This is a genomic window from Pseudomonas sp. SD17-1 (genome assembly GCF_029201585.1).
GTDB lineage: Bacteria > Pseudomonadota > Gammaproteobacteria > Pseudomonadales > Pseudomonadaceae > Aquipseudomonas > Aquipseudomonas palmensis.
Map to the genome: position 1 here is coordinate 3,849,287 of NZ_CP104044.1, position 11,863 is coordinate 3,861,149.

9 protein-coding genes are annotated in these 11,863 nt (G+C 61.4%); 4 read left to right on the forward strand and 5 right to left on the reverse strand.

The window, feature by feature from the left end:
- From N0B28_RS17395 to fabI, 4 genes are read left to right on the forward strand one after another with little or no spacing between them, the layout of a single operon-like run.
- On the forward strand, positions 1-1,074 hold the full coding sequence (locus tag N0B28_RS17395) for a microcin C ABC transporter permease YejB (RefSeq protein WP_043864486.1): 1,074 nt from the start codon (positions 1-3) through the stop codon (positions 1,072-1,074).
- 1 nt (position 1,075) lies between these two features.
- Positions 1,076-2,095, forward strand: a complete 1,020-nt coding sequence (locus N0B28_RS17400; RefSeq protein WP_043864487.1) for an ABC transporter permease — start codon at positions 1,076-1,078, stop codon at positions 2,093-2,095.
- Between the two features lies 1 nt (position 2,096).
- The gene (locus tag N0B28_RS17405) at positions 2,097-3,707 is read left to right on the forward strand and encodes an ABC transporter ATP-binding protein (protein WP_043864488.1); all 1,611 of its coding nucleotides are present in this window, start codon (positions 2,097-2,099) and stop codon (positions 3,705-3,707) included.
- Positions 3,708-3,725: 18 nt separating this feature from the next.
- Entirely contained in the window at positions 3,726-4,520 is a 795-nt protein-coding gene (gene fabI / locus N0B28_RS17410; protein WP_043864489.1) for an enoyl-ACP reductase FabI, read from the forward strand.
- Between the two features lie 195 nt (positions 4,521-4,715).
- Here the strand turns inward: fabI and N0B28_RS17415 are convergent, their stop codons facing one another.
- From N0B28_RS17415 to clpP, 5 genes are all read right to left on the reverse strand, one after another.
- On the reverse strand, positions 4,716-6,587 hold the full coding sequence (locus N0B28_RS17415; protein ID WP_054915281.1) for a SurA N-terminal domain-containing protein: 1,872 nt from the start codon (positions 6,585-6,587) through the stop codon (positions 4,716-4,718).
- Positions 6,588-6,783: 196 nt separating this feature from the next.
- Positions 6,784-7,056, reverse strand: a complete 273-nt coding sequence (locus tag N0B28_RS17420) for an HU family DNA-binding protein (RefSeq protein ID WP_003183171.1) — start codon at positions 7,054-7,056, stop codon at positions 6,784-6,786.
- A 146-nt stretch (positions 7,057-7,202) separates the two neighbouring features.
- Complete coding sequence (lon, locus tag N0B28_RS17425; RefSeq protein WP_043864491.1) at positions 7,203-9,599, reverse strand: endopeptidase La; 2,397 nt, start codon at positions 9,597-9,599, stop codon at positions 7,203-7,205.
- 152 nt (positions 9,600-9,751) lie between these two features.
- Positions 9,752-11,035: an ATP-dependent Clp protease ATP-binding subunit ClpX gene (clpX, locus tag N0B28_RS17430; protein ID WP_043864492.1), complete on the reverse strand. Its 1,284-nt coding sequence runs from the start codon at positions 11,033-11,035 to the stop codon at positions 9,752-9,754.
- 105 nt (positions 11,036-11,140) lie between these two features.
- A complete protein-coding gene (gene clpP / locus N0B28_RS17435; RefSeq protein WP_043864493.1) occupies positions 11,141-11,776 on the reverse strand; it encodes an ATP-dependent Clp endopeptidase proteolytic subunit ClpP in 636 nt (211 codons plus the stop codon).
- Positions 11,777-11,863: the final 87 nt, after the last annotated feature.

Here is an 11,863-nt window from a genome sequence, read left to right on the forward strand (position 1 = left end):
ATGCTGGCCTATATCTTTCGCCGCCTGTTGCTGATCATCCCCACCCTGCTGGGTATCCTGATCATCAACTTCGTGATCATCCAGGCCGCGCCCGGCGGCCCGGTGGAACAGATGATCGCCAAGCTCGAGGGCTTCGACGGCGCCACCAGCCGCATCGCCGGTGGCGGTTCGGAAGTATCCGTGGCCGGCTCCAACTACCGTGGCGCCCAGGGCCTGGACCCTGCCCTGGTCAAGGAAATCGAGCGCATGTACGGCTTCGACAAGCCGGCGCCGGAACGCCTGTGGATCATGATCAAGAACTACGCCCGGCTGGATTTCGGCGACAGCTTCTTCCGCGACGCCAAGGTCATCGACCTGATTGCCGAGAAGATGCCGGTGTCGATCTCGCTGGGGCTGTGGAGCACGCTGATCATGTACCTGGTGTCGATCCCCCTGGGCATCGCCAAGGCTACCCGGCACGGCAGCCACTTCGACGTGTGGACCAGCTCGGCCATCATCGTCGGCTATGCGATCCCGGCATTCCTGTTCGCCATCCTGCTGATCGTGCTGTTTGCCGGCGGCAGCTACCTGGACTGGTTCCCCTTGCGCGGGCTCACCTCGAACAACTTCGATGAACTGAGCACCACGGGCAAGATCCTCGATTACTTCTGGCACCTGACCCTGCCGGTGACCGCGCTGGTGATCGGCAACTTCGCCACCATGACCCTGCTGACCAAGAACAGCTTCCTCGACGAGATCAACAAGCAGTATGTGATCACCGCCAAGGCCAAGGGCCTGAGCCCCAACCGGGTGCTTTACGGGCACGTGTTTCGCAACGCGATGCTGCTGGTGATCGCGGGCTTCCCCTCGGCATTCATCGGCATCTTCTTCACCGGCTCGCTGCTGGTGGAGGTGATCTTCTCCCTCGACGGCCTGGGCCTGATGAGCTTCGAGGCGGCCATCAACCGCGACTACCCGGTGGTGTTCGGCACGCTGTTCATCTTCACCCTGCTGGGCCTGGTGGTGAAGCTGATCGGTGACCTGACCTACACCCTTGTCGATCCGCGTATCGACTTCGACAGCCGGGAGCACTGAGATGACCCTATCCCCTCTCAACCGCCGCCGCTTCGAACGCTTCAAGGCCAACCGCCGAGGCTGGTGGTCGCTGTGGCTGTTCCTGATCCTGTTCGGGCTGAGCCTGGGCGCCGAGCTGATCGCCAACGACAAGCCGCTGGCGGTGCGTTACGACGGCGAATGGTACTTCCCCGCCCTCAAGCGCTACCCCGAGACCACCTTCGGCGGCGAGTTCCCGCTGGAGGCCAACTACAAGAGCCCGTACATCCGCGAGTTGCTGGCAGCCAAGGACAGCTGGGTGCTGTGGGCACCGATCCCGTTCAGCTACCAGAGCATCAACTACGACCTGAAGGTGCCCGCCCCGGCCCCGCCCTCGGCGCAGAACCTGCTGGGCACCGACGACCAGGGCCGCGACGTGCTGGCGCGGGTGATCTACGGTTTTCGCATCTCGGTGCTGTTCGCCCTGACGCTGACGGTGTTCAGCTCCATCATCGGGGTGATCGCAGGCGCCCTGCAGGGCTTCTATGGCGGCTGGGTCGACCTGGCCGGGCAGCGCTTTCTGGAGATCTGGTCGGGGTTGCCGGTGCTGTACCTGCTGATCATCCTGGCCAGTTTCGTGCAGCCCAACTTCTGGTGGCTGCTGGGCATCATGCTGCTGTTCTCGTGGATGAGCCTGGTGGACGTGGTGCGCGCCGAGTTCCTGCGCGGGCGCAACCTGGAATACGTGCGCGCGGCGCGGGCGCTGGGCATGCAGAACGGCGCGATCATGTACCGGCACATCCTGCCCAACGCGATGGTCTCGACCATGACCTTTTTGCCGTTCATCCTGACCGGCGCCATCGGCACCCTCACGGCGCTGGACTTTCTCGGCTTCGGCCTGCCACCGGGCGCGCCGTCGCTGGGCGAACTGGTAGCCCAGGGCAAGTCCAACCTGCAGGCGCCGTGGCTGGGCATGAGCGCCTTCGCGGTACTGGCACTGATGCTCAGCCTGCTGGTGTTCATCGGCGAGTCCGCCCGCGATGCCTTCGACCCGAGGAAATGAGATGAGCAACGACACCTTGATCGAAGTGCGCGACCTGTCGGTGGAGTTCGTCACCGGGGCGCAGCAGCAACGCGTGGTCGAAGGCATCAGCTTCGACATCCGTCGTGGCGAGACATTGGCACTGGTGGGCGAAAGCGGCTCGGGCAAGTCGGTGACCGCGCACTCCATCCTGCGCCTGCTGCCCTACCCGCTGGCCCGCCACCCCAGCGGCAGCATCACCTACGAAGGCCAGGACCTGCTCAAGCTGGAAGAAAAACAGATGCGGCGCATTCGCGGCAACCGCATCGCGATGATCTTCCAGGAGCCGATGACCTCGCTCAACCCGCTGCACAACATCGAGAAGCAGATCAACGAGATTCTCATGCTGCACAAGGGCCTGCGCGGGAAGGCGGCCACCGAGCGCACCCTGGAGCTGCTGGAACTGGTGGGCATTCCCGACCCGGTCAAGCGCCTCAAGGCCCTGCCCCACGAGCTGTCGGGCGGTCAACGCCAGCGGGTGATGATCGCCATGGCCCTGGCCAACGAGCCGGAGCTGCTGATCGCCGACGAACCGACCACCGCGCTGGACGTCACCGTGCAGCTGAAAATCCTCGAATTGCTGAAGGACCTGCAGGCGCGCCTGGGCATGGCGCTGCTACTGATCAGTCACGATTTGAACCTGGTGAAAAGAATTGCCCACCGCGTATGTGTCATGCAGCGCGGTTGCATCGTCGAACAGGCGTCGTGTGACGAATTGTTCCGTGCCCCGCAGCATCCGTACACGCAAATGCTGCTCGGTGCCGAGCCCAGCGGCAAGCCTGCCGACAACCCGGTGGGCCCGCCGCTGCTCGAGGTCGAGGACCTGCGCGTGTGGTTCCCGATCAAGAAGGGCCTGCTGCGCAAGACCGTGGACCACGTCAAGGCGGTGGACGGCATCAACTTCAGCCTGCCCCAGGGCCAGACCCTGGGCATCGTGGGCGAGAGTGGTTCCGGCAAGTCTACCCTGGGCCTGGCGATCCTGCGGTTGATCGGCAGCCAGGGCGCGATACGCTTTGAAGGCCAGGCGCTGGACGGCCTGACCCAGCAACAGGTGCGGCCGTTGCGCCGCCAGATGCAGGTGGTGTTCCAGGACCCCTTCGGCAGCCTGAGCCCGCGCATGAGCGTGAGCGATATCGTCGGAGAGGGCCTGCGCATTCATCGGATTGGCACGGAGGCAGAGCAGGAACAGGCGATCATGGAGGCGCTAGAGGAAGTAGGACTGGATCCGCAAACCCGGCACCGCTACCCTCACGAGTTCTCCGGTGGCCAGCGACAACGTATTGCCATTGCCCGGGCACTGGTATTGAAACCGGCGCTGATACTGCTGGACGAGCCCACTTCGGCGCTCGACCGGACCGTTCAGCGCCAGGTGGTGGAACTGCTGCGTACGCTGCAGACCAAGTACAACCTGACCTACTTGTTCATCAGCCATGACCTGGCGGTGGTCAAGGCGCTCAGCCACCAGTTGATGGTGGTCAAGCAGGGCAAGGTGGTGGAACAAGGTCCGGCTACGGGTATTTTCAGCGCCCCGCAACATCCCTATACACAGCAGCTGCTGGAAGCCGCCTTTTTGGCCCCCACAGCTGTCGATTAACCTGAAGAGGAACAACACATGGGTTTTCTCGCCGGTAAGCGCGTACTGATCGTCGGTGTCGCAAGCAAACTGTCCATCGCATCCGGCATCGCTGCCGCCATGCATCGCGAGGGTGCAGAACTTGCCTTCACCTACCAGAACGAAAAGCTCAAGGGCCGCGTCGAAGAGTTCGCCGCTGGCTGGGGCTCCAGCCCTGAGCTGTGCTTCCCCTGTGACGTTGCCAGCGATGAAGAAATCGCCAAGGTCTTCGAAGAACTGAGCAAGAAGTGGGACGGCCTGGACTGCATCGTGCACTCCGTAGGCTTCGCGCCGGGCGACCAGCTCGACGGCGACTTCACCCAGGCCACCACCCGTGATGGCTTCCGCATTGCCCACGACATCAGCGCCTACAGCTTCGTGGCCCTGGCCAAGGCCGGTCGCGACATGATGAAGGGCCGCAATGGCAGCCTGCTGACCCTGTCGTACCTGGGCGCCGAGCGCACCATGCCCAACTACAACGTGATGGGCATGGCCAAGGCCAGCCTGGAAGCCGGCGTGCGCTACCTGGCGCGCAGCCTGGGCCCGGAAGGCACTCGTGTGAACGCCGTTTCGGCCGGCCCGATCCGTACCCTGGCAGCCTCGGGTATCAAGAACTTCCGCAAGATGCTGGACGCCAACGAAGCGCAGACCCCGCTGCGTCGCAACGTCACCATCGACGAAGTCGGCAACGCCGGCGCGTTCCTCTGCTCGGACCTGGCGTCGGGCGTGAGCGGTGAAATCATGTACGTGGACGGTGGCTTCAACACTACCGCCATGGGCGACCTTACCGAGTAAGGTTGGCAGGATGGGAAAAGGCCGCTGATGCGGCCTTTTCTTTTGTCCGGGATCCGGCCATTCGCCGGCAAGGCCGGCTCCTGAAGAGGTTGCGATCCCTGTAGGAGCCGGCCTTGCCGGCGAACGCCCCCGTACAACCAACACAAAAACAGAAAGGGCCGCATCAGCGGCCCTTTCCGTTTACAGCAGCATCACTCAGTAACGGGTGATGTCCGCCTTCTCTTCCAACTGCTTGCGGTACGCAGCGAAGTCCTGCTGGCCAGCACGCGACGCCAGGAAGCGACGGTAGGCCGCCTTCTCTTCGTCACTTGCCGCAGCACCTTCGTTGACGCCGTTCAGGCGCAGGACCACAAAGCTGCCGTCGTTCAAGGTGACGCTACCGAAGGTCGGCTTGTCCTTGGCTTGCGGCTTGCTCATGCGGAACACCGCCTGCAGCTCGGCCGGGTCGATGGCCTCCTGGTTGCGTGTGACCGCTTCCTGGACCTTCCAGCTCTGACCTTCCTGGCTGGCTGCCAGTTCGACCTTGCCGTCGCGCAGGCCGGCGATCAGCGCCTCGCCCTTGGCCTTGGCCGCCGCACTGGCGTGCTCCCTGGCCAGGTGCTTGCGAATGCTGTCGCTCACCACTTCCAGCGGCAGTTGCTCAGGCTTGCGGTGCTCCTTGACACGGATGACCACGACCGTCTCCGGGTCCAGCTCGATGGCGGTGCTGTTGGCACCCTCTTCCAGCACTTCCGGGCTGAACGCCGCCTGGATCACCGCACGGTTGGCCGTGATGCCATCGCCACCTTCACGGCCGAACGGCGCCGAAGTGTTCAGCTTCAGGCCAAGCTCCTGGGCCGGCTGGGCCAGGTCGGAGGCTTCGAACGCCGAGTCCTCCAGCTGCTTGGTCACTTCGACGAAGCGCTGTTCGACCTGCTGGGTCTTGAGCTCGCGGGTCAGCTTGTCTTTCAGGCTGGCGAAGGTCGGCACTTCAGGTGCCTGCACATCCAGCAGCTTGATCAGGTGCCAACCGAAGTCGGTACGCACCGGCGCCGATACCTGGCCCTTGTTCAGCGCATACAGCGCCTCTTCGAAGGCCGGGTCGTAGACGCCCTGGCCGGCATAGCCCAGGTCACCACCCGTGGCGGCAGAGCCCGGGTCCTGGGAGAACTCCTTGGCCAGCTTGGCAAAGTCTTCGCCTTTGTCCAGACGCTGCTTGATCTCTTCGATGCGGGCCTTGGCCTGGGCATCGTCAAGCTTGTCGTTGACTTCGATGAGGATGTGCGCGGCATGACGCTGCTCGGCCAGGTTGGCGATTTCCTTCTGGTACAGCGCCTGGAGCGCCTCGTCGTCGACCTTGACCTGGTCGAAGAACGCGGCCTTCTTCAGCTCAATGTAGTCGATGACCACCTGATCGGGGCTCATGAACTCCTTGGCGTGCTCGTCGTAGTGCGCCTTGATCTCTTCGTCGGTGACCTTGACCGCGGCCGGGTCGGCCTTGAAGGTCAGCGAAGCGAAATCACGGGTCTGCTTCTCCAGGCGGGCAAATGCCTCGACCTGCGAATCGGTAACAAAACCGCTGCCGGCCAGGCCAGCACGCAGTTGGCCGATCAGCATTTCCTGCGCCAGCATGTCGCGGAACTGCAGGCGACCGTAGCCCAGCTGACGAATCACCTGGTCGAAACGCTCGGGGCTGAACTTGCCGTCAACCTGGAACTCCGGCGTTTGCAGGATGACCTGGTCAAGCGCGGCTTCGGAGAAGCTGAACTTGGCATCCTTGGCGCCCTGGAGCAGCAGCTTGCGCTCGATGAGGCCCTTGAGTGCTGCTTCACGCAGCATTTTTTCATCCAGCAGGGAGGCGTCGAAATCCTTGCCCAGCTGTTGCATCAGTTGCCGACGTTGCATGTCGACAGCCTGGCTCAGCTCATTCTGGCTGATGGTGTCGCCATTGACCTTGGCAGCGTCCTGGCTATGGGTGGTGGCCTGGAAGATGGCATCGAAGCCGGTCAGCGCCATCAAGGCCACGATGACACCGATGATGGTCTTGGCAATCCAACCTTGTGAATTGTCCCTGATATTTTGAAGCATGCGTCCCCCAGAAACGGCCGTACTAAATAAACAACCGCGGAGCGTGGGTAGAGTCCTGATAGAAGAAAGGCGCATCCGAGGATGCGCCTTCTCGTAACTGGCGAAGCACACGGGAATCTGTTTTTGCGATTCCCCGTGCTGCGCTACCAGGCCAGGCGAAACCCGACCCGGTTAGGCGAAGCCTGAAAGAGACGCCTTAGTTGACGGCTTCTTTCAGTGCTTTGCCGGCCTTGAAGCCTGGCTTCTTGGCAGCAGGAATTTCCAGAGTCTTGCCGGTTTGCGGGTTGCGACCGGTACGGGCAGGACGATCGGTTACCGAGAAGGTACCGAAACCGACCAGCACCACGGAATCACCGGCTTTCAGGGCGCCGGTGACGGATTCGATGACTGCGTCCAGCGCACGGCCGGCAGCAGCTTTCGGGATATCAGCAGATGCGGCAATAGCGTCAATCAGTTCCGACTTGTTCACTCTAAGTCCCCTTATCTCTATTTGAGTTTGTTTCTAAGTATGTAATGAAAAGCAAAACGATTGCCGGGTGGCCCACCGACAAGTGGGCGCCGCTTTATAACAAGGGCCCGAATTAACGTCGTGGAGGCCCCCCAGCCAAATACGTACTAATGGGTACTGATTCGTTCCTTGGAATCGCTGTCGCGCTTTTCATCCTTGGCGACAATCTCGGGAGCCACATCTGGCAAGGGCTCCGGGGCGTATTGCAGCGCAATTTGGAGGACTTCGTCAATCCATTTGACAGGTTTAATCTGAAGATCCTGTTTAATATTGTCAGGAATTTCCTTCAGGTCGCGCACATTCTCTTCTGGAATGATCACGGTCTTGATCCCGCCGCGGTGTGCTGCCAGCAGTTTTTCCTTCAAACCGCCAATGGCCAGCACCTGGCCACGCAGGGTGATTTCCCCGGTCATGGCCACATCGGCGCGCACCGGAATCCCGGTCAGGGCCGACACCAGTGCAGTGCACATGCCGATGCCAGCGCTCGGGCCGTCCTTGGGGGTAGCCCCTTCCGGCATGTGAATGTGGGTGTCGCGCTTCTCGTGGAAGTCGGCCGGGATCCCCAGGCTGCGTGCACGGCTGCGCACCACGGTCTGCGCGGCAGTGATCGACTCGACCATCACATCGCCCAGCGAACCGGTCTTGATCAGTTGACCCTTGCCCGGAATCACCGCGGCCTCGATGGTCAGCAGCTCGCCGCCCACCTGGGTCCACGCCAGGCCGGTTACCTGCCCTACCTGGTCCTGCTGCTCGGCCAGGCCGTAGCGGAACTTGCGAACGCCCAGGTAATGCTCGAGGTTGTCACCATCGACCTTGACGGCCACCTGCTTGAGCCCGGCATGTTCCTTGACGACCTTGCGGCAGATCTTGGCGATCTGGCGCTCCAGGCCCCGCACACCGGCTTCGCGAGTGTAGTAGCGGATGATGTCGCGGATGGCGGCAGTGTCGATCTCCAGCTCGCCCTTCTTCAGGCCGTTGGCCTTGATCTGCTTGGGCGAGAGGTACTTGACCGCAATGTTGATCTTCTCGTCTTCGGTGTACCCCGGCAGACGAATCACTTCCATCCGGTCGAGCAGCGCCGGCGGGATATTCATCGAGTTGGAGGTGCACAGGAACATCACGTCCGACAGGTCGTAATCGACCTCCAGATAGTGATCGTTGAAGTTGTGGTTCTGCTCGGGGTCGAGCACTTCGAGCAGTGCCGAGGCCGGGTCGCCACGCATGTCGCTGCCCATCTTGTCGATTTCATCGAGCAGGAACAACGGGTTGCGCACACCCACCTTGGTCATCTTCTGGATCAGGCGACCTGGCATCGAACCGATGTAGGTACGGCGGTGACCGCGAATTTCTGCCTCGTCACGCACGCCACCCAGGGCCATGCGCACGAACTTGCGATTGGTGGCGCTGGCAATGGATTCGGCCAGGGAGGTCTTGCCCACACCCGGCGGGCCGACCAGGCACAGTACCGGGCCGCGGATCTTCTTCACGCGCTTTTGCACGGCGAGGTATTCGAGGATGCGTTCCTTGACCTCGTCCAGGCCATAGTGGTCGGCATCCAGGATCTCTTCGGCCTTGGCCAGGTCAAGGCGCACCTTGCTCTGCGCCTTCCACGGCACCTGCACCAGCCAGTCGAGGTACGAGCGCACCACGGTGGCTTCAGCCGACATCGGCGACATCTGCTTGAGCTTGTTCAGCTCGGCCTGGGCCTTGGCGTAGGCATCCTTGGGCAGGCCGGCAGCGTCGAGGCGCTTTTTCAGCTCTTCGACTTCGTTGTGGCCTTCGTCGCTGTCGCCGAGCTCTTTCTGAATGGCCTTCATCTGCTCATTCAGGTAGTACTCGCGCTGGCTGCGCTCCATCTGCTTCTTGACCCGACCACGGATGCGCTTCTCGACCTGCAACAGGTCGATTTCGGCATCCAGCAAGGCCAGGACGTGCTCGACCCGGGCGCCCAGGTCGATGATTTCGAGAATTTCCTGCTTCTGCTCGATCTTCAGGGCCATGTGGGCGGCCATGGTGTCGACCAGGCGGCCCGGCTCGTCGATGCTGTTGAGCGACGAGAGGACTTCAGCGGGGACCTTCTTGCCCAGCTGCACATACTGTTCGAATTGCGACAGCAGGCTGCGCACGAAGACTTCGGACTCGCGATCGGCGGCCTCGACTTCGTCGATCAGCGCCACATCGGCGCGAATATGCCCGTCGACTTCGACAAAGCGCTCAACCGCACCGCGCTGCTCGCCCTCGACCAGCACCTTGACGGTGCCATCGGGCAGTTTGAGCAGTTGCAGTACGGTTGCGATGGTGCCGACACGGTACAGGGCATCTTCACCTGGATCGTCATCAGCTGGATTCTTCTGGGCCAGCAGGAGGATCTGCTTCTCGCCCGTCATCGCGGCCTCGAGGGCCTCGATGGACTTTTCACGCCCCACGAACAGCGGGATGACCATGTGCGGGTAAACGACGACATCGCGCAATGGCAAAAGAGGCAAGTCGAGGGTTGTCTTCATGATTTCGCCTCTACAGCGGCCTTATGGCCGTAATCCGATGGAAATTTGAGCATGGACTTAATGTGGGGGCAGGCCCGCAAAAAAACAAGCTCTGCGACAGGAAAAGCAAAGGGGCCCGTAGGCCCCTTGCTGGTTTGCTGCCGTCACCCGACTCAGGCGTCGGGTGCAGCCTTGGCTTGCGGCTCGCTGTTCTCGTAGATCAACAGCGGCTTGGACGAGCCATCAATGACGCTCTCGTCGATCACCACCTTGCTGACATCCTTCTGCGAAGGAATCTCGTACATGGTGTCGAGCAGGATGCCTTCGAGAATCGAACGCAGGCCACGGGCACCGGTCTTGCGCTCCAGTGCCTTGCGGGCCACCGACTTGAGCGCATCGCTGCGGAACTCCAGGTCGACGCCTTCCATCTCGAACAGCTTGCCGTATTGCTTGGTCAAGGCGTTCTTCGGCTCGGTGAGGATCTGCATCAGTGCAGCCTCGTCGAGCTCGTCGAGGGTTGCCAGTACCGGCAGACGACCGACGAACTCGGGAATCAGGCCAAACTTGACCAGATCGTCCGGCTCGACTTCACGCAGCGACTCGCCAACCTTCTTGCCTTCTTCCTTGCTGCGAACTTCCGCACCAAAGCCGATGCCACCGCGGGTGGAACGGTTCTGGATGACCTTTTCGAGGCCCGAGAACGCACCGCCGCAAATGAACAGGATGTTGCGCGTATCGACCTGCAGGAACTCCTGCTGCGGGTGCTTGCGGCCACCTTGCGGTGGTACCGAGGCAACCGTGCCCTCGATCAGCTTGAGCAATGCCTGCTGCACGCCTTCGCCCGAAACGTCACGGGTGATGGACGGGTTGTCCGACTTGCGCGAGATCTTGTCGATTTCGTCGATGTAGACAATGCCCATCTGGGCCTTTTCCACGTCGTAGTCGCACTTCTGCAGCAGTTTCTGAATGATGTTCTCGACATCTTCACCGACATAACCCGCTTCGGTCAGCGTGGTGGCATCGGCAATGGTGAACGGCACATTCAACAGACGCGCGAGGGTTTCGGCGAGCAGGGTCTTACCCGAGCCCGTCGGTCCGATCAGCAGGATGTTGCTCTTGCCGAGCTCGACATCGTCGTTCTTCTTGTCACGTTGGTTCAGGCGCTTGTAGTGGTTGTACACCGCTACGGCCAAGACTTTTTTCGCGCGCTCCTGACCAATGACGTACTGGTCCAGGATGCCGCTGATTTCTTTCGGCGAAGGCAATTTATGCGCGCTGCTCTCGGCCTGGGCTTCCTGCACCTCCTCACGGATGATGTCGTTGCACAGGTCGACGCACTCGTCGCAGATAAAGACCGAGGGGCCGGCAATCAACTTGCGTACTTCATGCTGGCTTTTGCCGCAGAAGGAGCAATAGAGCAATTTGCCGTTGTCCTCGCCGTTACGGGTGTCAGTCATTCGATCGATCCAATCCGGTAGGCTTGCAACACAAGATGAAGGCAATTGCGGGCTTTTTCAAGTCCACAGGTGGCGGGAAGGCCCGGCCACCCGTTTGGCTGCCTATCAAACAGGCCGCTTGTGGAGCACCGAGTCGATCAGGCCGTATTCGGCAGCACGCTCGGCGCTCATGAAGTTGTCGCGGTTGGTGTCACGCTCGATGGTTTCGAGGTCCTGCCCGGTGTGATGGGCCAGCAGCTCGTTCAGACGCGAACGGATCTGCAGGATTTCCTTGGCGTGGATCTCGATATCCGAGGCCTGACCCTGGAAGCCACCCAGCGGCTGGTGAATCATCACCCGCGAGTTCGGCAGGCAGAAACGCTTGCCATGGGCACCGGCAGCCAGCAGGAACGCGCCCATGGAGCACGCCTGGCCGATGCAGGTGGTGGAAACGTCGGGCTTGATGAACTGCATGGTGTCGTAGATCGACATGCCTGCTGTCACCGAACCACCCGGCGAGTTGATGTAGAGATGGATGTCCTTGTCCGGGTTTTCCGCTTCAAGGAACAGCAATTGCGCTGCGATCAGGTTGGCCATGTAGTCCTCTACCGGGCCGACCAGAAAGATCACCCGCTCCTTCAACAGGCGCGAGTAGATGTCATAGGCGCGTTCGCCACGAGCGGATTGCTCGATAACCATCGGGACCAGGCCGCCTGCGGCCTGGATGTCAGAGCTCTGCTGATAATAAGAATTGCGGGACATGTCCTGCACTCACTCCCAAATAGTCATGTCTTGAATACGCACAAGCCAGCTCGAAGGCTGGCTTGTGGTGTTTTCCTACAAGAGAAG

Bases quoted from the DNA above. Each gene is read 5' to 3' on its own strand.
- N0B28_RS17395 (WP_043864486.1), top strand. From the start codon at position 1: ATGCTGGCCTATATCTTTCGCCGCCTGTTGCTGATCATCCCCACCCTG.
- N0B28_RS17400 (WP_043864487.1), top strand. From the start codon at position 1,076: ATGACCCTATCCCCTCTCAACCGCCGCCGCTTCGAACGCTTCAAGGCC.
- N0B28_RS17405 (WP_043864488.1), top strand. From the start codon at position 2,097: ATGAGCAACGACACCTTGATCGAAGTGCGCGACCTGTCGGTGGAGTTC.
- fabI (WP_043864489.1), top strand. From the start codon at position 3,726: ATGGGTTTTCTCGCCGGTAAGCGCGTACTGATCGTCGGTGTCGCAAGC.
- N0B28_RS17415 (WP_054915281.1), bottom strand. From the start codon at position 6,587: ATGCTTCAAAATATCAGGGACAATTCACAAGGTTGGATTGCCAAGACC.
- lon (WP_043864491.1), bottom strand. From the start codon at position 9,599: ATGAAGACAACCCTCGACTTGCCTCTTTTGCCATTGCGCGATGTCGTC.
- clpX (WP_043864492.1), bottom strand. From the start codon at position 11,035: ATGACTGACACCCGTAACGGCGAGGACAACGGCAAATTGCTCTATTGC.
- clpP (WP_043864493.1), bottom strand. From the start codon at position 11,776: ATGTCCCGCAATTCTTATTATCAGCAGAGCTCTGACATCCAGGCCGCA.